The organism is Pantoea sp. X-Soil-ISGK-421 (assembly GCF_059730785.1).
In genome coordinates this window covers 31,640-50,065 of record NZ_AP035980.1, presented here as the reverse complement: position 1 = coordinate 50,065, position 18,426 = coordinate 31,640, and the positions used below count along the sequence as shown (strand labels likewise).

Here is an 18,426-nt window from a genome sequence, read left to right as displayed (position 1 = left end):
TTAGTGCATATACCTGTATAAGCTCACGACTTTTCGCCGTGTCACAGCCTTTTATGATAGTGCTTCAACTTTGAAAAAGTGGAGCAGGAATATGCGAATTTTTGTGACCGGGGCGAGCGGTTTTATCGGTTCCGCCATTGTGAAAAAACTGCAGGCACGCGGTTATGAGGTGCAAGGTCTGGCGCGCAGCGAGGCTTCCGCAGAAAAACTGCAGCAGCAAGGTGTGCAGGTGATTCGCGGCGATTTGCAAGATCTCGTCGGGCTGCGGAAGGCGGTGGAACAGAGCGATGGCGTGATCCATGCCGGTTATATCCACGATTTCAGCCGTATGGATCATGCCGCCGACGTCGATCAACGCGCCATTCTGGCAATGGGTGACGTATTGGCAGGATCCGATCGACCGCTGATTGTCACCACCGGCACTGCGTTAGTGTCGCCAGGACGTCTCGCCACTGAACAGATTCGTCCGGCACCGGGTGCGCATCCACGTTCAAATTCTAACGTGGCCGCGCTGGCGCTAGCCGAAAGCGGTGTGCGTGTGGCGCTGGTGCGCTTACCGCCGACGGTGCATGGTGCCGGCGATCACGGTTTTATTCCGATGATTATTAATATGGCGAAAGAGAAAGGTGCCGCGGTGTATGTCGGTGATGGGGATAATCGCTGGCCTGCGGTACATCGTGACGATGCAGCTGAGCTGTTTTGTCTCGCCGCTGAACGGGCTGAGCCTGGGGCGATTTTGCATGCGGTTCAGGAAGAAGGCGTGCCGTTCCGACAGATTGCCGAAACCATCGGCGCCGGATTAGCGTTACCGGTGAAAAGTCTGACGTCAGAAGAAGCCAAAGAGTGGTTAGGCTGGATGGCCTTTTTTGCCTCTACCGATAATCCGTCATCCAGCACCTGGACGCGTCAGACGTTTAACTGGCAGCCGAGCAGGCCGGGGTTACTGCAGGATATGCGTGAGGCGGGATATTTCAGTTAAGCGCCGCTGAGATGACAGGTGCGCATTTTGCGCACCTGAAAATCTCTCAACCAAACGGGACTTCTCGCGCCAGAATGCGCGCAATCACGTTAAGCGCGCCTTCGTCATTATTGCTTTCGGTTCTGTAACGCGACACGGCGCTAACCGGGGCTGCAGCGTTCGCCATCGAGAAGCTGTAGCAAGCCTGACGCAGCATTTCGATGTCGTTGGCGCTGTCACCTACCGCCACCACTTCACAATCATCGATGCCCCATTTTTCCTGCAGTAGCGCAATGCCGTGCGCTTTGTGGCAGCCGGGAATAATCAAGTCAACAAAACCAAAGCCACTGGATACCGGATGCATGATGTTTTCAATCGCGCCCAGTTCAGCGTGCAAACGCGCCATCAAGGCATCAACGCCTTCATGCGCCAGATTCAGTGAGAACTTAAAAATGGTGTCATCGATATCGTACAGGTTGTCGCGCTTTTCCAGACGATGATAATGATTCGCCAGCATGGCGATCACTTCGTCGGACATCGACGTGTGTACGTACGCACCGTTGCGGCCGCAGACCACCGTGCTGATGTCTGGCTCTTTGGCGAGAATATCAAGGATTTGATGCACGCGCTCCGGCGCCAGTTCACCGCAGAAGATCTCTTCATTGCTGTCAGAAACCCAGGCGCCGTTTTCCGCGACAAAAGCGATCTCATCTTTGATGTCAGGAAAGTAGCGCAGCAACTGATAATACTGATTGCCGCTGGCGACCACGAAACGAATGCCCTTCTCTTTCAGCAACGCGTACTGACGCGCAAAGCGCTGCGCGTTGTACTGTTTATTGTCATCGAGAAAAGTGCCATCCATATCCACCGCAATCATTTTTACTGCCATTTTGCTCTCCCGTTTGCTCATTCGGCTTTAAAAAGGTTTTGTTAAGCTTACTCGCGGTGTGGATTATTGAGAATGTTAATAATGAGTTTGTTAACCGCTTTCAGAGATTTCCAGTCCGTCTTTTACTGTAAAGCGGTGCCTTTTTCCCTGATCCAGGTACAGAATATGAGCACCGTTTGAGAGAGATAGCGCGGAAGGGATGGCGGTAACATGATGAAAGGGTTAGGGAGACTGAGCAATCTCCCAATGATACACGCCATCAGTCAAACCAAGGCTGGAACGGATCGGGGAATCCAACCCAGTTATTGGGTCCGAGCGCCATTTCCTCATCCGTTAATAACGCGCTTTCCAGCCTCTCCCGCAGCGCGGTTTCATCCATTTCAATGCCGATAAACACCAGTTCCTGACGCGCGTCGCCGCTACCGTCAACCCAGTTCTCTAAGATGTATTCAAGGTTTTCCGCATCGTCCGGCCAGCGGTCTTTGGGTACGCTGGCCCACCACATGCCGGCCAATCCCTGACGTGAAACGCCGCCCGCCTGCGACCATGAACCGGCATGACGCGGACGACTGGCGAGCCAGAAGTAGCCTTTAGAACGCACCACGCCGCGCATCTCGTTTTCTATGACGTGAGAAAAGCGCATCGGATGGAACGGACGACGCGCGCGGAACACGAAGTTACGAATGCCGTACTCTTCCGTTTCGGGCGTGTGTTCGCCACGTAATTCCTGCAGCCAGCCTGGCGCCTGCGCGGCGGCATCAAAATCAAACAAACCGGTGTTGAGAACCTGATCCAGCCCCACTTTGCCGAACTCAGCGGTGATGACGTTGGCGCGCGGATTGAGCGACGTCAGGATCGCCATCAGTCGCGTTTTTTCCGTCTCGCTAATCAGGTCGGTTTTATTGAGAATCAGCACATCGCAGAACTCGATTTGATCGACCAGCAAATCCACCACCGTACGCTCATCTTCAGCGCCCAGCGATTCTCCACGTGATTGAATGCTTTCATTCGATTCATAGTCACGCAGGAAGTTAAAGCCATCGACCACCGTCACCATGGTGTCGAGCGAGGCGACTGCAGACAAACTTTGCCCGTCTTCATCGGCAAAGGTGAAGGTCTCCGCCACCGGCAGCGGTTCAGAAATGCCGGTTGATTCGATCACTAAGTGATCAAAGCGGCCCTCTTTTGCCAGGCGATTGACCTCCAACAGCAGATCTTCGCGCAGCGTGCAGCAGATGCAGCCGTTGCTCATTTCCACCAGCTTTTCGTCGGTACGTGACAGCTCTGCCCCGCCTTCGCGCACCAACGCGGCATCAATATTCACTTCTGACATATCATTGACGATCACCGCCACGCGGCGTCCTTCGCGGTTATTCAGAATATGGTTGAGCAGCGTGGTCTTGCCCGCGCCGAGAAAGCCAGAGAGCACAGTGACGGGAAGCTTTTTAAAACCATCGTGGGTTGGGGATAACGCGGACATAGTAACTCCTCTGAATGACAAGGTTCACAAGGCGTATAAGCATACGCGCAATGCTGTTTTTAGTTATGTTATAACATAACATCTAACCTTGTCATTGAGGAATGTTGATTGGTCGAGGGGTTACCATGAAACCCTTCACTCACCGCACATTGCGTAGCGGCGCCATTCATCGCGCAGTGAATGGCGCCGCTGCGATACTTATATGACCAATTACTGGTTGTTTGGGTAACTCAACGCGATCGCATTATCCGGCAACGTTGTGAATTTTTTAACGATAGTGCGGAAATCCGCGTTAGGCGTCAGATCGGCAAATTGTTGCGGATAGAGATCTTTCGCCAAAATTTCCATACCGATGATGTTGTACGGATGGTTATAGAAGTGGTGATATACGCCGTACACGCGGCCCTGCTTCACCGGCTCGATTTGTGCCAGGCCGGTGCGCTTCAGCAACGTCTGGAAGGTGGCTTTCACTTCCTGCGGCTGCACACCATAACCAAACGGCAGCACATTGGCATTCGGACGCTTTGAACCGGTCATGATGTACACATCCGGTTTCATCGCGATGATTTTTTCCAGCGCGACAAACCCGGCGTTGCCCGGCAGCAGTTCAGAACCGATATTTTTGCCGCCCACCGCTTCCACCAATCCGCCCCAGCCATTGTGGCTGTGCGTAAAGCAGCAGTTGTCACTGTTCCCGGCAATCGGTTCAATAAACACCGTCGGCTTATTTTTCACTTTCGCCACACCTTGGGTAATACGCGCGAATTTCTGCTGATAGAAATCGGTATAAGCCTTGGCCTGGGTTTCGCGGTTCAACACTTTGCCGATCAGCGTAACGCTCGGCGCGGTGTTCTGCGCGGGATGCAATTCATAATCCACGAACACCACCGGAATATGCAGATTCTGCAACGTATCGAGCACGCCCGATTGCTGTAACGCCGGTTTGGCGCGCAGCTGTGCAATCATCAAATCGGGTTTCTGCGCCAGCACGCTTTCGAGATTAACCTGGCCCTGATCGTTAAAGCCCATATCGACAATTTTCGTTGCTTCAGGCCAGCGCCCTTTCAGTACATCCCAGGTTTGGGTGTCCTGTTTTTTCGGCAGATTATTCCACGCCACCACACGCTTAAAGGGATCGTCACGATCCAGCAGCGCCAGCGTCAAAATATCGCGGCCATCCTGCAGAATGATGTGTTGGGGTTCTTTATTAATGGTTTGCGTGTTGCCGTCCATATCGGTGACGGTCAGCGGATAGCTGGAGGCAGCCGCCGCCGTGGAAGCCAATAATCCCAATGCCAAAAGCAAGCGCGTTTTCATCCCATCACTCCGTGTTAAAAAGAATAGTTATTATTATCAATTACCTTAACACAACCTGAAGCGGCGAAAATAAACGCCTCTGGAATCAGTTGTAACGGATTTTTACCTGTAAAGGAGTGCGGTATTTCAGACAATTTCTGGCCTGACGCATTCAATGCCTGCAACAGCATCTGCGCCTCAATAATGTGGACGCTCAGCATGCCTATCTTTTGTTGCCGGATACGCCGCTAATGGAGGATGATTTTTGCATCACAGATTCACTGAAAACAGCATTTTGATGAGGTATTAACCGGTTCACAACCCCGCAGCGGTGCAATGAATCGCGCGTTTTCCAGCAAACATTCCGCCCAATAAAAAAAACGGCGCGATAAATCGCGCCGCTATAATTGGCAGAAACATCAGGTGCGCATGGCTGCGCCCTTTGAAACTCAACGCCAGCCCAGCTCCGGTGCCACGTGGGTCAGAATGCTTTCAATCACATGCGCACAATAATCCACGCCTAATTGGTTTGGAATGGTCAGCAGCAGCGTATCGGCTTCAGCAATCCCTTCATCTTGCGCCAGCTGTTTGATCAGCTGATCCGGCTCGGCTGCGTAGCTGCGACCAAAAATAGCGCGGGTTTTCTCATCGAGGAAACCAACGGAATCCTGATCCTGTCCACTGCGACCAAAGTAGGCGCGGTCGGTGTCATTGGTCAGCGCAAAGATGCTTCGGCTCACCGAAACACGCGGCGTACGCTGATGGCCCGCCGCTTCCCATGCCTGACGATAAGCACGAATCTGTTTTGCCTGCTGCACGTGGAATGGTTCGCCGGTTTCATCATCTTTCAGGGTGGAGCTTTGCAGGTTCATGCCCTGCTGCGCTGCCCAGATGGATGTCGCGTTAGAACCAGAACCCCACCAGATGCGCTCACGCAAACCCGCCGAGAACGGCTCAAGACGCAGCAAGCCCGGCGGATTAGGGAACATCGGCTGTGGATTCGGCTTGGCAAAACCTTCACCGCGTAGCACTTCCAGCAGTTCCTCAGTATGACGACGGCCCATATCGGCATCGCTTTCACCGTTCTTTGGATCAAAGCCAAAATAGCGATAGCCTTCAATAACCTGCTCCGGCGAGCCGCGGCTAAGACCCAGTTGCAAACGACCATGAGAAATCAGATCCGCCGCACCGGCATCTTCCGCCATATACAGCGGGTTTTCGTAACGCATATCGATCACGCCAGTACCAATTTCGATCTTTTTGGTACGCGCACCCACCGCCGCCAGCAGCGGGAACGGCGAGCTCAACTGACGTGCAAAATGGTGCACGCGGAAGTAAGCGCCATCGGCACCTAACTCTTCGGCAGCGACCGCTAAATCAATCGATTGCAGCAGGACGTCCTGCGCCGAACGGGTGGCGGATTGCGATGATGGGGTCCAGTGACCAAAGGATAAGAAGCCAATATTTTTCATGCTGAAATTCTCCTCGTGAGCCGCGCAGGCCCAAACGTTTTCAATACCGCAAGGTTACGCCACAGACGAGGTGACTGATAGCCAATAGATTTCGCGCGCTTCATCAACTTTTTTGCATAAGTAAGAAAAAGAGATTCTTTGTGTTCATCACGGGGATCACGCATCGTCGGAGGCCTAATCACTGTTTACAGGTTCGGCTTCTCCATGAGTAAAGGGACATCCGCCTATCTCAGTACACAACAGCGCGACCAGGTGCATCAATTGGCGCGTAGCTGGCTGTGGCGCAGCGAGTTGCCGACGTGGCTGTTAATGGCGGCGGTCTATGGCGGCTGGTTCGCCAGCATTGTCTACTGGCAAACGCTGGGAGTAACGTTGAGCACGTTACTGCTGATCCTTTTTACGACATGGTATATGTCGTTGCAGCACGAATTGATTCACGGTCACCCGACGCGCTTCCCCCGACTCAACCAGCTGTTCGGCACGCTGCCGTTGGCGGTGTGGTATCCGTATGGTTTGTATCGCGACTCGCATCTGGCGCACCATCGCAATCACACCTTGACCGATCCCGATGACGATCCCGAAACGTACTATATTTCTCCCGAGCGCTGGGCGCAGCTGAAGCGGTGGCAGCAGCAGATCATTCATCTGCGCAATACCTTTCCTGGCCGCTTAGTGCTGGGACCGCTGCTGGATATGGCCGCCACACTCAAAATCCTGGTGAAGGCTTTTACCCAACGCGATAAACCGGCCATGGCGATGTGGATCACCCATCTCACGTTATTAAGCGGGCTGTTTTACTGGATGACACAGCAAGGCTTTTCGCCGCCAGGGTTCGTCCTGACGGTGAGTTATCCGGCGCTGATGCTGACCAAAGTGCGATCCTTCTACGAGCATCGCGCCGAAGAAGAACCGCTGGCACGCTCGGTGAATAACGAAGCCGCCTTGCCGTGGCGCTTGCTGTTCCTCAATCTCAACTATCATTCTGTACATCACGATCTGCCCGGTTTGCCGTGGTACGGATTACGCAAAGTCTATTTGCTGTATCGCGATGGCTACTACCAACGTAATCACGGTTTTCGCGTCGCCGGTTATGGCGAGTGGATAACCCGCTTCTGGCGCAAATCGGTCGAGGTTAATGCCCATCCGGGTAGGCAAAAGGATGCACAGGATGCCCATCATTTCGTTACCGATGTACGACATCAATCATCAGGCTACGATCGGCCTGACCTCAGCGCTAACGACGCTGCTGCAACAACGCGGCGTGCAAGCTGAGGTCACCTGGCCGCAGGATTTACTGCCGCACTGGCGCGATGACCAGCTGCTGCTGAGCCAAACCTGCGGGTATCCGCTGGTGGAACAGCTGGCCGATGTGCAACTGGTCGGCACCTTTCATTCAAGCGCCCAGGGCTGCGACGGCCAACGCTATCGCAGCTGGTTAGTGGCGCGCAGCGAAGATGAAAACCTGACGCTGAGCGATTTTCGCGGACGGCGTGCGGTGTGCAACAGCAACGATTCCCACTCCGGTTTCAACTCGCTGCGCTACGTGATTGCGCCGCTGGCGCAGGCGGAAAAATTCTTCAGCGAAACCCGTTTTAGCGGCAGCCATCGTCAGTCACTGGCGGTGCTGCGGGAGGGCGATGCCGATATCGCGGCGATCGATTGCATCACCTGGGCACTGCTACGCCGCAATTACCCGCACGAGCTGGCGGGGCTAGAGATCATCGGCGAAACGCCGTTGTGCGCCGCGCTGCCGCTGATCACATCGGCCAAAACTGATGCGGCAACCGTCGAGAAACTGCGCAGTGCGCTGAAAGAATTGACCAGCGATCGGCGTTATCAGGATCTGCTTGATGAGAGTTTGATTAGCGGATTCAGCGTCACCGATCGCGCGTTTTATAACGAAGTACGGGAGTGGAAGGATCGCGCCGCGGCGCTGGGCGTAACGGCGTTGTAATCATCAAGGATGCGCAATAAATTGCGCCGCTACAAAATAATGCACCTATCCGTAGCGGCGCCATTCATCGCGCTCTTTTGACCTTTACGCAACCTGCTGACTATTGCGCTGTACCGCGAACTGGTTTTCTGGCTCGGCCAACCCCAGGTTCTCGCGCAGCGTCTCGCCTTCATACGCTTTGCGATAAATACCCCGCGCCTGCAACAGCGGGATCACCTGCGCCACAAAATCGTCAAACGCCGTTGGTGTGCCGCCACGCACGATAAAACCGTCTGTCGCGCCCTGTATGAACCAGTTTGCCAACCCTTCCGCAACCTGCTCCGCCGTACCAAGGAAACTCGGTCGCGGCGTCGCTTCTTCCAGCGCCGCCTGGCGCAGCGTTAAACCGCGTTCGCGCGCGTTGTGTTTAATCTTGTTGGTGGTACTGCGGAAGCTGTTAGCACCCAACTCGCCAATATCTGGGAAGGGTGCATCCAGCGCGTATTGACTGAAATCGTGATGCTCGAAATAGCGGCCAAGATACTCCAGCGCTTTATCGATGGTCACCAGCTCGGCGGTTTGTTGATAACGGCGTTCAGCGTCATCTTCCGTTTCCCCGATAATCACGCTGATGCCCTGGAACACACGAATATCATCGGCATCGCGACCGCGCGCCACCAGCCTGCTGCGTACGTCTTCGCGGAATTCGCGCGCCTGCTCCAGCGTTTCCTGACGTGTATAGATGGCATCGGCGGCTTCGGCGGCAAAGGCTTTGCCCGCTTCCGAGGCGCCCGCCTGGAACACAATCGGGCGACCCTGCGGTGAGCGACCCACGTTAAGCGGTCCCTGCACCGAGAAGTAGTGTCCCTGGTGGTTGAGCGTGTGCAGCTTGTCGGCGGCGAAGAATTCTCCGCTCTGTTTGTCACGCACAAAGGCATCACCTTCCCACGAATCCCACAGCCCTTTCACCACCTGCAAATATTCGCTAGCCACGCGGTAGCGCTCGTCGTGTTCCGGATGCGTGCTGCGTGAAAAGTTTTTCGCCGAACCTTCCAGCGGCGATGTCACCACGTTCCAACCGACGCGACCGCCGCTCAGATGATCGAGACTGGCGAACTGGCGCGCCACGGTAAACGGCTCGCTGTAGGAGGTTGAAAGCGTCGCGACCAGACCAATTTTTTGCGTGACCAGCGACAGCGCCGACAGCAAGGTGATCGGCTCAAAACGGTTGAGGAAGTGCGGAATCGACTGCGGCGTGATGTACAAACCATCGGCGACAAACAGGAAATCGATCTTCGCCTGCTCGGCTTTGCGCGCCAGATCCAGCACGTAATCGATATTAATGCTGGCATCTGCGACTGCATCGGGATGACGCCATGCCGACATGTTGCCGGAAACGCCCTGAATAATCGCGCCCAGCCGTAGCTGGCGTTGTGTCTGACTCATGCTGCTCTCCTTAATAGGCATTCGCGGGCTGCCAGTCAGGAATGACCGGCAGCGCCTGTAACAGTTTTTGCGTCCACGGATGCTGCGGCGCGGTGAACACCTGCTGCAACGCCCCGCTCTCTACCACTTGCCCGTTCTGCATCACCAGCACGCGGTCCGCCAGATGTTGGATCACGCCAAGATCGTGAGAGATAAACAGCAGCGCGGTGGCATGTTCGGCCTGCATATCAGCCAGCAGATCCAGCACTTGCGCCTGCACGGATACATCGAGCGCGCTGACCGGCTCATCGGCCACCAGCAGCGCCGGATTCGGTGCGAAGGCGCGCGCAATCGCCACGCGCTGACGCTGGCCGCCGGAAAGCTGTTGCGGATAACGCTGCAGGAAGCGGTCGCCGAGCTGCACTTCATCGAGCAACTGGCGCACGCGCTGACGGCGCGCATCACCGTAAATCCCCGCGCTATCGAGGCTTTCGCCAATGATTTTTTCCACCGTGTAACGTGGATCGAAGGAGCTGAACGGGTCCTGCGCGATCAGCTGCAGGCGCGCACGCCGGGCGCGACGTGCTTTCTCGGGCAGGCGATCCCAGCGCTCACCTTCCAGCAGCAGGGTGCCGCTGTCCGGTTCGGTTAAGCCCATCACCACTTTCACCAGCGAGGTTTTACCGGAGCCGGATTCGCCGACCACGCCAAGCGTCTCCCCGGCGTGCAGCGTGAAGTTAATGTCCTTGAGCACCGGACGACCGCCGTAAGCTTTATGCAGGCCGATACCCTCCAGCAGCGGTATGCTGCTGCGTGTCGGCCGCGACGGCAGCGGCGTCGGCTCTGCCGCGCTGAGCCGCAAACCGCGCGTGGCGGGCGTCGGCACCGCACGCAGCAGGCGCTGCGTCCAGGCGTGCTGTGGACGATTGAGCAACGCGCCGCTGTTACCCTGCTCTACTACTTCGCCATCGCGCATCACCAGCACGCGATCCGCCAGCTCCGCTACCACCGCCAAATCGTGGCTGATCAGCAGCAGGCCGTGACCGTCGCGGCGGCGCTGCGCCAGCAGTTGCAGAATCTGCCGCTGCACCGTCATATCCAGCGCGGTGGTCGGTTCATCGGCGATCAATAACGTTGGCGTACCGGCCAGCGCGGTCGCAATTAAGGCACGCTGGCGCTGGCCGCCCGAGAGCTGATGCGGATAGCGTTGGAGCCGACTTTCGGCATCGTGAATACCCGCCGATTTCAGCAGTTCGAGGCTTTTGTCCTGCAGATTGTCGCGATGACCAGCGGCGCGTAAAGCATCACTCAGCTGCTGGCCGATGCGGCGCAGTGGATCGAGCGATACCAGCGCGTCCTGCAACACATAGCCAATGCGGCGACCGCGCAGCGCGCGCCAGTCGCTGCGGCTGGCATTGCGCATATCACGACCGTCAATGGTGAAGCGGTCGGCGGTGATGATGGCGCCTTCCGGCAGCAGGCCAAGCAGACTGCGCGCGGTCAGGGTTTTGCCGGAGCCGGATTCACCGACCAACGCCACCGATTCACCCGCCGAGACCTGCAGGTTGAGGTTTTTCACCACCTGCTGCGGCCCGAAACGGATCGAGAGATTCTGGATATCAATAAACGGCTGGCTCATGCGGATCGTCCTTCAAAACGTGCCTGCCAGTAACGGCCCAGCGTATTCACTGCAATCACTGTCAGCGTGATGAACACCCCCGGCCATACGGCGATCCACCACGCGTTGCGCAGGTAGTTGCGTCCTTCCGCCAGCATCAGACCCCATTCGGCGGTCGGCGGCTGTGGCCCCATGCCAAGGAAACTCAGTCCGGCGGTGCCGATAATCGCCGTGCCAAGCCCGAGCGTGGCCAGCGCCGGCACCTGCGCAATGGCGTGCGGCAGAATATGGCGTGTAATCAGCGTGACGCGTGACAAGCCAAAAGTGCGCGCCTGCTCGACGAAGCCGGAGGTCATCACGCTGTAGGTTTGTGCCCGCACCACGCGGGCAAAACGTGGAATGGAAGCAACGCCGAGCGCAATGATCAGGTTGTTGGTGCCGGGCCCGGTAAACGCGATCAGCATCAGCGCCAGCAGCAGATCGGGAAAGGCGGAAATCACATCTACTGCGCGGCTCAGCAGCTCATCAACCACGCCCCGCGCCAGCGCCGCTGCCAATCCCAGCAACGTGCCAAACACCACCGCCAACGCCATCGCCGCCACGCTGATCAGCAGCGAATAGCGGCTACCGTAGATGACGCGCGTCAGCAAATCGCGGCCCAGCTGATCGGTGCCAAGCCAATGCTGCGCTGACGGCGGCAGCTGAGCGTTAACCGGATCGGCCAGTAAGGGATCGCTGTGCGCCAGCCACTGTGGCGCGATGACTGCGACAGCCAACACCATGAGAAACAGTATCGCCGCCCACACCGCCGCGGGCAGCGCAACAGGCAGGCGTTGCAGTGCAGCTATCATGATTTGCTCTCCCCACGCAGACGCGGATCAATCCACAGCGACAGGATGTCAACCAGGGTGCTCATCACCACGTAGATCAGCGCCGAGAGAATCGCCACCGCCAGCACCACCGGCAGATCCTGCGCCAGCACCGCATCGACGGTGAGTTTGCCGAGGCCCGGACGACCAAATACCTGCTCGGTAATCACCGCGCCGCTCAGCAATCCGCCCACCAGCCAGCCGGTCAAGGTCACCGCCGGCAGCGCCGCATGACGTAGCGCGTGACGCAGCCGAATGGTGGTTTCCCCCACGCCCCACGCGCGCAGCGTAAGAGTAAAGGGGGCATCCAGCGCGCGCTCCAGCTCGCGGCGCAGCAGTTGGGCAATCACCGCCCCCTGCGCCAGACCGAGCGCCAGCGCGGGCAGCACCAGCGATGACAGCGAACGATCGCCCGCTACCGGGAACCAGCGCAGCGTGAAGCTGAAAATAAACAGCAGCACGATGCCCATCCAGAAAGACGGCGTGGACGCCAGCAACAGTTCAATCCCGTTAGCCACGCGGCGACCAATGCGACGATGCGCCGTGCCGACGGCAATCACCACCGCAAACAGGATGCTAACCAGCAGCGCCGCCAGCGTCAGTTTGAGGGTTGGCCACAACTGCGTTGCCAGGAGGTGGCTGACTTCGGTGTTCAGCATGTAAGAACGACCAAAATCGCCGTGTAGCACACGCCACATGTAGTGCAGATATTGCCACCACAGCGGTTCGTTCAGTCCCCATTCAGCGCGAATCGCCGCCTCAATCGCCGGGGTGCGCAGCTGCTCACCGATTAGCAGGCTGACAATATCGCCCGGCGCCAGATGCACGCCGAGAAAGGCCAGCGACACCGCCGCCCACAGCACCAATACGCCCCCCAGCAGACGGCTGACGATGCGGCGCGTCAGGTCACTGCGCCACACCGATGGCCGACGCGCGCGTGGCGTACGGGTGACAATGCTTTCCAGACTCATCTTCGCCTCCTGATTAGTGGTCGCTAAGCCAGATGTCGTACGCGTTCTCCGGCATCTGTTTAAAACTGCGGAAACCGGCACCGTGCACGTAGCTGGCGGTGGCGATCTGGTCTTCGGGTTCATATAACGGAATCGCCAGCGCCTGTTGCGGCAGCGCATATTGCTGCAGCTGGCTGTAGAATTTACGCCGCTGATTGATATCCAGCGTCGCTGCGGCTTGATCGAGCCAGCCGTTGATTTGCGGGCTGTTGACGCGGCTGTAGTTAATCGGCCCGCCAGCTTTCACCAGACGATAGTGGTTTTCGATATCAATGCCGTCGGTTTCGGTGTTGGAGTTGGCAATCGAGCCGAAGTGGCCGGTGTTGCGTACGTCGGTGTAGGTGCCGGAATCGACATAGCGCAGTTTAATCTCTACGCCGAGACGCTGACGCGCCTGCGCCTGAATCGCCTGCAACAGCACATCGCGCTGGTCGCGCACCGTGGCCTGCGCCTGAATCACTTCAATGCTTAAACGCTGGCCCTGTTTACTGCGGAAGCCATCGCTGTCGCGTGTTTGCCAACCGGCTTCGTCCAATAGCTTATTCGCGGCGTCAGGATCGTTGCCGTACTGGCCTTCGAGATCGTTGTTGTAGAGCGGATCGACCGGCGAGGTGATGCCCCACGCGCGGGTGCGTTCACCGCGATACACCGACTTGAGCAGCGGACCGATATCCAGCCCCTGCAACAGCGCCTGACGCACTTTCACATCCTGCGTGGGGCCATATTCCACGTTGAGGAATAGCGAATACGGCGTGCCGGTATTCAGCGCATGCTGATAAGTAAAATCGGGATTGTCTTTGAACTCACCGGCGTCATTGCCGGAGATGCCTTCAATCGCGTCCAGCTGACCGGACAGCAGCGCGCCGGTGCGCACCGAGGATTCGGGCAAGAAACGATAGGTAACACGTTCCAGATAGGCTGGACCCTGATGTTTAGCCGTGGCGGGCGCCCAGTTGTAGTGCGGATTACGTACGAAAGTCACCTGCTGGCCTTTTTCGTAGCTCTCGATAATAAACGGCCCGGTACCGGCAATCTCTTTACCACCCGCTTTGAGCTGCGGTGAGTTCCAGCTGGCTGGCGCCAGAATTTGCAATTTGGCGGCAAAAGACAGGAACGGTGAATAGCCTTGTTTCAACGTGATGGTGACGGTGTAATCGTCTGGCGTCTCCACGCTGGCAATGCGGGCACCCAACGCGCAGATGCTGCTACCGGCGCAATACGTTACATCCTGCACATGGCGGAAATTCTCGGCCACCGCGTTGGCATCCAATTTTTCGCCGTTGGAGAAGGTGACATCGCGGCGCAGGGTAAAGCGATACGCTTTGCCGTCCGGGCTGACGTGAAAGCTCTCCGCCAGCCACGGCACGAAGCTGCCGTCGGTACGCCGCGCCAGCAGCGATTCCCACACGTTGCGCAGCGTCACTTCCGCTTTGGATTGGCCATTCAACTGCGGGTTAAACGGCACGGGCTCGGTTTCTACGCCGAAAGTTAAACTGCCGCCGCTGCGCGGTTGCTCCGCAGCGAATAACGCTGTGCTTCCCAGCAGGCAGGTCACACCCAGCACGAGAGTAATTGCATTCGCTTTCATAAGATCCTTGATGGTTGCAGGTGCTTTTTTAGTTGTTCAGGCGATTTTGGCGATGGGTTGATCGGCTGGCGGGTTGAATTCCTTTTTCAGAAAGACCAGCGCTTCGCCTAATGGGTTGGTGCGGTGATGGAACGGTTGATAACCACGGCGCAGATAAAGCTCGCTCAGCCACGGATGCTTGATGGCGGTGGCCAGATAGACGCCCGGCGCTTTCAGCGTCTCTTTCAGCAGGGTTTCTTCGGCATAGTTGATGATGTCGCGGCCGTAGCCCTGCCCTTTGTAATCGGGATCGACGGCGAACCAGTGAATGAACGGCAGCGATGACGGCGCGTGTTCATCCTGCTGCCACGGAAAACGTACCGTGACGGTGGCCACCGCGCGTTTCCATTTGCGCAGCACCAGCACGGTTTCCTGCTCGATTACGCGGCGAACCTGCTCAACGTTGCCCTGCGAAATGGTGAAATGCACATCCAACGCCACCAGCGCGGCATAGGCGCGTTGCAGCAGTGCAAAAACCTCTTCGGCGTCTTCGGGTTTAGCGACTTCAATCAGCTGGCTCATATTTACCGTTCCTTTAATCAATCTTGCGGAAAGTATTAAAATCCGGCGGATTAAAGTAAACCGAGAATAACGGCAATCGATTTGTTGAATATGGGAAATACGCTGTGTTGTAGGGTGCGCATTAATGCGCACCGCAAAATAGGTCGCCATGAATGGCGACCCTACGGTGATAATGTGATTGTTGAATAGTCGGTAATCGCGAAATCAGTGTTTACTCACCCACACATCGTACACGCTCTCTGGCATCTGCTTGTAGCTGCGGAAACCGTAACCGTGCACGTAGCTGGCGGTGGCTAACTGATCTTCGGGTTCGTACAGCGGCACTGCCAGCGCCAGCTGCGGTAATGCCACCTGCTGCAGTTGACTGTAGAAATCGCGGCGCTGCTTCAGATCCAGCGTGCTGGCCGCTTTGTCGAGCAATCCATTGATCTTCTCATCGTTGACGCGGCTGTAGTTAATCGCGCCACCTTGTGTGATCGGACGATAATGGTTTTCGATATCCACGCCATCGGTTGGTGTATTGGAGTTAGCGATGGTGCCGAACTTGCCGCTTTTACGCACATCCGCATAAGTACCGGAATCGACGTAGTTAAGCTTGAGATCCACGCCAAGACGCTGACGCGCTTGTGCCTGAATCGCCTGTAACAATACATCGCGCTGATCACGCACCGTTGCCTGTGCCTGAATGAGCTCAATACGCAGACGCTGGCCATCTTTGGTACGGAAACCCTCGCCGTCACGGCTTTTCCAGCCGGCGTCATCCAGCAGCTTATTGGCGGCATCCGGATTGTTGCCGTATTTGCCTTCCAGCTCTTTGTTGTAGAGCGGATCAATTGGCGAAGTGATGCCCCACGCGCGGGTGCGTTCGCCGCGATACACTGATTTCAGCAGCGAATCGATATCCAGACCTTGCAGTAACGCCCGTCGCACGTTGACATCCTGCGTCGGACCATATTCCACGTTAAGGAACAGCGAATACGGCGTACCGGTATTCAGCGCATGCTGATAGGTGAAGTCGGAATTGTCTTTGAATTCACCAGCATCGTTGCCCGAAATGCCTTCAATCGCATCCACCTGACCGGACAGCAGCGCGCCGGTGCGCACAGACGATTCTGGCAGGAAGCGATAGGTCACGCGATCGAGATACGCCGGTCCCTGATGCCTGGCGGTTGCTGGCGCCCAGTGGTATTTCGGGTTTTTAACGTAGGTCACCTGCTGGCCTTTCTCATAGCTTTCGAGAATAAACGGCCCGGTGCCCGCCAGGTCTTTGCCACCCGATTTCAGCTGCGGTGATTTCCAGCTGGCCGGTGCCAGAATCTGCAAGCCCGCCGCGAAGGACAGGAACGGCGAGTAAATCTCTTTCAAGGTGATCACCACGGTGTGATCGTCTGGCGTTTCAATCTTCTCGATGTGCGAACCCATCAGGCACAAACTGGTGCCGGCGCAATATTGCGCGACCTGAGTTTGACGGAAGTTATCAGCAACCGCATTGGCATCAAACTTCTCGCCGTTGGAGAAGGTGACGTCACGGCGCAGATTGAAGCGGATCACTTTGCCATCCTGGCTGGCTTCATAACTCTGCGCCAGCCACGGCACAAAGCTGCCATCCGGACGACGCGCCAGCAGCGATTCCCAGAAATTACGCAGCGTGATTTCTGCTTTGTCCTGACCGTTAAGTTGCGGATTAAAGGTGGTCGGTTCGGTTTCGACGCCGACCGTCAGACTGCCGCCGCTCACCGGCTGATCGGCGGCCACCACGCTGAACGCGTTTCCCAGTAAGCTGAAGCCTACTGCCAGAGCGATTGAAGTTAATTTCATAGTGTCCTTGGTGAATGCGAGTCTATTTTCTGAATGGCCTTAATAGCGCCCAATGATATTCCCGCTAAATTATTAAAATTCGGACAAATAAAAGTAAAACGACAATAGTGGCAATGGATTTGTTGAATATGGCAATTAATAATTAACAGCGTTGTTTAATCGCGGTAACGGCTAGCGTATCAACCTGCCACAAGCGGAGGAACACCGGTTAAACCGCGCAGTCCATACTCGACCATTGCCATATAAACGGCAAAATAATCCAACGCCATTTGCATGAAGGACGGATGTAAAATAATGCTGTTGTTCACGGTATCAATCGTCAGCAAGCCAGCCGCTTCAGCAGCTTGCAGACAACGTTTTATATGCGAACGGGACACCCCGCATTTGAGCGATGCTTTCAAGAAGTTGTATTCGATCACGCTGCTCTTTTGCTTGATGGTTTCGATGTAAAGATCCATCAGAAGCATATGCCCGGCGTCCCTGAAAATGAATGCTTTACTATCCGGTACCATATCGAATAAGTGGACGTGATTAAGGGTAATTTCTGCGTATTTTTTGAAATATTCGGTTTTGAACGTTTTCATTTTTAAGCAAGCTGAGACATCAAAATCTTCATACATCATGCCGTAAGGGATCATCATGGTATTAATTAGAGCCCGTGTTTCATCCAATGCTTTGCGGGTAACCTTATACGTTAACTTACGTTTATCCTGCGCATCTTTTTCCACTTCCATACGTCCGCCTACCCGAATAAACAGCAGAAATGAGTCAATGGTGTTATTGCTGATGAGTCCCGTTTTCTTACAGAAGTCCTTTACCTGACACAGTGTTGGCTTATCGGTGGTGAAAAAATACGCCATGATAGCAGAGCCGATAATAAAACGATTGGCTTTAAAAATGACTTTAAAATAGAGCGGCTTAGTCAGATAGAGTCTGAACAACAGGTTGTAATGCTTTTGCATCACTAACGCTATATTTTTATGCGACTTAATCTCTTCTGCTCGCTGAAAAATCAACTGCGTGAGTTGTTGTTTGCTTTTCATATTGCTGTTTTGTGTGCCCGGTTGCTAAATGAAAAAAATATTCGCCATGCTTCTGATGTGTTATTCACGGCCTGATGAGTAACGGTTCAGGATGCTATATGGCAACATGAGTAACAGTGGAAATTTTCTAATATCTGCAAGGGTCTTTTTTGCCCTTCTCAGCATAATCCTATCATCAACAACTTATTTTGTATAAGGCTGAATTTATTTTAACCGGATTAAATAAATACTAACTCACGGAATTAACTTATTTTTTTATAGCTATTTCATTGCGTTAGCTTGCTTTGCATTGGAAAACAATCTCTTTGATCAAAACCTCAAAAAAATTAACCACAAAAATGGACAGTGACTCAACAAAGTCCGTATGAGAACTTTCTTAACGCACGGCTATTCCGGTGATTAAGGCATCCTGGCTTACAGATAAACCGATCAGGAGAGGGAATATTCGACAGGTTTTTAATGGATT

16 protein-coding genes are annotated in these 18,426 nt (G+C 55.4%); 3 read left to right on the top strand and 13 right to left on the bottom strand.

Annotated elements, in window-relative coordinates; translation table 11 throughout:
* The first annotated feature begins 91 nt into the window (after nucleotides 1–91).
* A complete protein-coding gene (locus AC6I8K_RS19015; protein ID WP_497827287.1) occupies nucleotides 92–979 on the top strand; it encodes an SDR family oxidoreductase in 888 nt (295 codons plus the stop codon).
* A 46-nt stretch (nucleotides 980–1,025) separates the two neighbouring features.
* Here AC6I8K_RS19015 and AC6I8K_RS19010 read toward each other — a convergent pair whose 3' ends face one another.
* The 5 genes from AC6I8K_RS19010 to AC6I8K_RS18990 form a co-directional block, all read right to left on the bottom strand.
* Nucleotides 1,026–1,847, bottom strand: coding sequence for a Cof-type HAD-IIB family hydrolase (locus tag AC6I8K_RS19010; protein WP_064741418.1), 822 nt, complete (start codon nucleotides 1,845–1,847; stop codon nucleotides 1,026–1,028).
* Nucleotides 1,848–2,106: 259 nt separating this feature from the next.
* Entirely contained in the window at nucleotides 2,107–3,327 is a 1,221-nt protein-coding gene (gene zigA / locus AC6I8K_RS19005; protein WP_497827286.1) for a zinc metallochaperone GTPase ZigA, read from the bottom strand.
* 210 nt (nucleotides 3,328–3,537) lie between these two features.
* A complete protein-coding gene (locus tag AC6I8K_RS19000) occupies nucleotides 3,538–4,644 on the bottom strand; it encodes an ABC transporter substrate-binding protein (protein WP_497827285.1) in 1,107 nt (368 codons plus the stop codon).
* A gap of 14 nt (nucleotides 4,645–4,658) precedes the next feature.
* Nucleotides 4,659–4,844, bottom strand: a complete 186-nt coding sequence (locus tag AC6I8K_RS18995) for a hypothetical protein (RefSeq protein ID WP_497827284.1) — start codon at nucleotides 4,842–4,844, stop codon at nucleotides 4,659–4,661.
* 228 nt (nucleotides 4,845–5,072) lie between these two features.
* Nucleotides 5,073–6,095 (bottom strand): LLM class flavin-dependent oxidoreductase, encoded by a 1,023-nt coding sequence (locus tag AC6I8K_RS18990; protein ID WP_483818121.1) that lies wholly within the window; start codon nucleotides 6,093–6,095, stop codon nucleotides 5,073–5,075.
* A 204-nt stretch (nucleotides 6,096–6,299) separates the two neighbouring features.
* Between AC6I8K_RS18990 and AC6I8K_RS18985 the strand changes: the two genes are divergently transcribed.
* Together AC6I8K_RS18985 and AC6I8K_RS18980 are read left to right on the top strand one after the other, a co-directional pair.
* Nucleotides 6,300–7,367, top strand: a complete 1,068-nt coding sequence (locus tag AC6I8K_RS18985; RefSeq protein WP_483818122.1) for a fatty acid desaturase — start codon at nucleotides 6,300–6,302, stop codon at nucleotides 7,365–7,367.
* Nucleotides 7,264–8,049 (top strand): phosphate/phosphite/phosphonate ABC transporter substrate-binding protein, encoded by a 786-nt coding sequence (locus tag AC6I8K_RS18980; protein WP_483818123.1) that lies wholly within the window; start codon nucleotides 7,264–7,266, stop codon nucleotides 8,047–8,049. Before AC6I8K_RS18985 ends, AC6I8K_RS18980 begins: the two co-directional genes overlap by 104 nt.
* 84 nt (nucleotides 8,050–8,133) lie before the next feature.
* Here the strand turns inward: AC6I8K_RS18980 and AC6I8K_RS18975 are convergent, their stop codons facing one another.
* From AC6I8K_RS18975 to AC6I8K_RS18940, 8 genes are all read right to left on the bottom strand, one after another.
* The gene (locus AC6I8K_RS18975) at nucleotides 8,134–9,474 is read right to left on the bottom strand and encodes an LLM class flavin-dependent oxidoreductase (protein ID WP_483818124.1); all 1,341 of its coding nucleotides are present in this window, start codon (nucleotides 9,472–9,474) and stop codon (nucleotides 8,134–8,136) included.
* A gap of 10 nt (nucleotides 9,475–9,484) precedes the next feature.
* On the bottom strand, nucleotides 9,485–11,092 hold the full coding sequence (locus tag AC6I8K_RS18970) for a dipeptide ABC transporter ATP-binding protein (protein ID WP_497827283.1): 1,608 nt from the start codon (nucleotides 11,090–11,092) through the stop codon (nucleotides 9,485–9,487).
* Nucleotides 11,089–11,922, bottom strand: coding sequence for an ABC transporter permease (locus AC6I8K_RS18965; RefSeq protein ID WP_483818126.1), 834 nt, complete (start codon nucleotides 11,920–11,922; stop codon nucleotides 11,089–11,091). Before AC6I8K_RS18965 ends, AC6I8K_RS18970 begins: the two co-directional genes overlap by 4 nt.
* On the bottom strand, nucleotides 11,919–12,911 hold the full coding sequence (locus tag AC6I8K_RS18960) for an ABC transporter permease (protein WP_497827282.1): 993 nt from the start codon (nucleotides 12,909–12,911) through the stop codon (nucleotides 11,919–11,921). Before AC6I8K_RS18960 ends, AC6I8K_RS18965 begins: the two co-directional genes overlap by 4 nt.
* Before the next feature lie 13 nt (nucleotides 12,912–12,924).
* The gene (locus AC6I8K_RS18955; protein WP_497827281.1) at nucleotides 12,925–14,538 is read right to left on the bottom strand and encodes an ABC transporter substrate-binding protein; all 1,614 of its coding nucleotides are present in this window, start codon (nucleotides 14,536–14,538) and stop codon (nucleotides 12,925–12,927) included.
* A 36-nt stretch (nucleotides 14,539–14,574) separates the two neighbouring features.
* Nucleotides 14,575–15,099 (bottom strand): GNAT family N-acetyltransferase, encoded by a 525-nt coding sequence (locus AC6I8K_RS18950; RefSeq protein ID WP_064741407.1) that lies wholly within the window; start codon nucleotides 15,097–15,099, stop codon nucleotides 14,575–14,577.
* 204 nt (nucleotides 15,100–15,303) lie between these two features.
* Complete coding sequence (locus tag AC6I8K_RS18945) at nucleotides 15,304–16,917, bottom strand: ABC transporter substrate-binding protein (RefSeq protein WP_497827280.1); 1,614 nt, start codon at nucleotides 16,915–16,917, stop codon at nucleotides 15,304–15,306.
* 179 nt (nucleotides 16,918–17,096) lie between these two features.
* Nucleotides 17,097–17,960: a hypothetical protein gene (locus AC6I8K_RS18940; protein ID WP_497827279.1), complete on the bottom strand. Its 864-nt coding sequence runs from the start codon at nucleotides 17,958–17,960 to the stop codon at nucleotides 17,097–17,099.
* Between the last annotated feature and the right edge of the window lie 466 nt (nucleotides 17,961–18,426).

What these genes read in the sequence shown, in the direction of transcription:
- AC6I8K_RS18990 (WP_483818121.1), bottom strand. Translation starts at nt 6,095, where the DNA reads ATGAAAAATATTGGCTTCTTATCCTTTGGTCACTGGACCCCATCATCG.
- AC6I8K_RS18960 (WP_497827282.1), bottom strand. Translation starts at nt 12,911, where the DNA reads ATGAGTCTGGAAAGCATTGTCACCCGTACGCCACGCGCGCGTCGGCCA.
- AC6I8K_RS18970 (WP_497827283.1), bottom strand. Translation starts at nt 11,092, where the DNA reads ATGAGCCAGCCGTTTATTGATATCCAGAATCTCTCGATCCGTTTCGGG.
- AC6I8K_RS18985 (WP_483818122.1), top strand. Translation starts at nt 6,300, where the DNA reads ATGAGTAAAGGGACATCCGCCTATCTCAGTACACAACAGCGCGACCAG.
- AC6I8K_RS19010 (WP_064741418.1), bottom strand. Translation starts at nt 1,847, where the DNA reads ATGGCAGTAAAAATGATTGCGGTGGATATGGATGGCACTTTTCTCGAT.
- AC6I8K_RS18950 (WP_064741407.1), bottom strand. Translation starts at nt 15,099, where the DNA reads ATGAGCCAGCTGATTGAAGTCGCTAAACCCGAAGACGCCGAAGAGGTT.
- AC6I8K_RS18955 (WP_497827281.1), bottom strand. Translation starts at nt 14,538, where the DNA reads ATGAAAGCGAATGCAATTACTCTCGTGCTGGGTGTGACCTGCCTGCTG.
- AC6I8K_RS19000 (WP_497827285.1), bottom strand. Translation starts at nt 4,644, where the DNA reads ATGAAAACGCGCTTGCTTTTGGCATTGGGATTATTGGCTTCCACGGCG.
- AC6I8K_RS18945 (WP_497827280.1), bottom strand. Translation starts at nt 16,917, where the DNA reads ATGAAATTAACTTCAATCGCTCTGGCAGTAGGCTTCAGCTTACTGGGA.
- AC6I8K_RS18980 (WP_483818123.1), top strand. Translation starts at nt 7,264, where the DNA reads ATGCCCATCATTTCGTTACCGATGTACGACATCAATCATCAGGCTACG.
- AC6I8K_RS19015 (WP_497827287.1), top strand. Translation starts at nt 92, where the DNA reads ATGCGAATTTTTGTGACCGGGGCGAGCGGTTTTATCGGTTCCGCCATT.
- AC6I8K_RS18940 (WP_497827279.1), bottom strand. Translation starts at nt 17,960, where the DNA reads ATGAAAAGCAAACAACAACTCACGCAGTTGATTTTTCAGCGAGCAGAA.
- zigA (WP_497827286.1), bottom strand. Translation starts at nt 3,327, where the DNA reads ATGTCCGCGTTATCCCCAACCCACGATGGTTTTAAAAAGCTTCCCGTC.
- AC6I8K_RS18995 (WP_497827284.1), bottom strand. Translation starts at nt 4,844, where the DNA reads ATGCTGAGCGTCCACATTATTGAGGCGCAGATGCTGTTGCAGGCATTG.
- AC6I8K_RS18965 (WP_483818126.1), bottom strand. Translation starts at nt 11,922, where the DNA reads ATGATAGCTGCACTGCAACGCCTGCCTGTTGCGCTGCCCGCGGCGGTG.
- AC6I8K_RS18975 (WP_483818124.1), bottom strand. Translation starts at nt 9,474, where the DNA reads ATGAGTCAGACACAACGCCAGCTACGGCTGGGCGCGATTATTCAGGGC.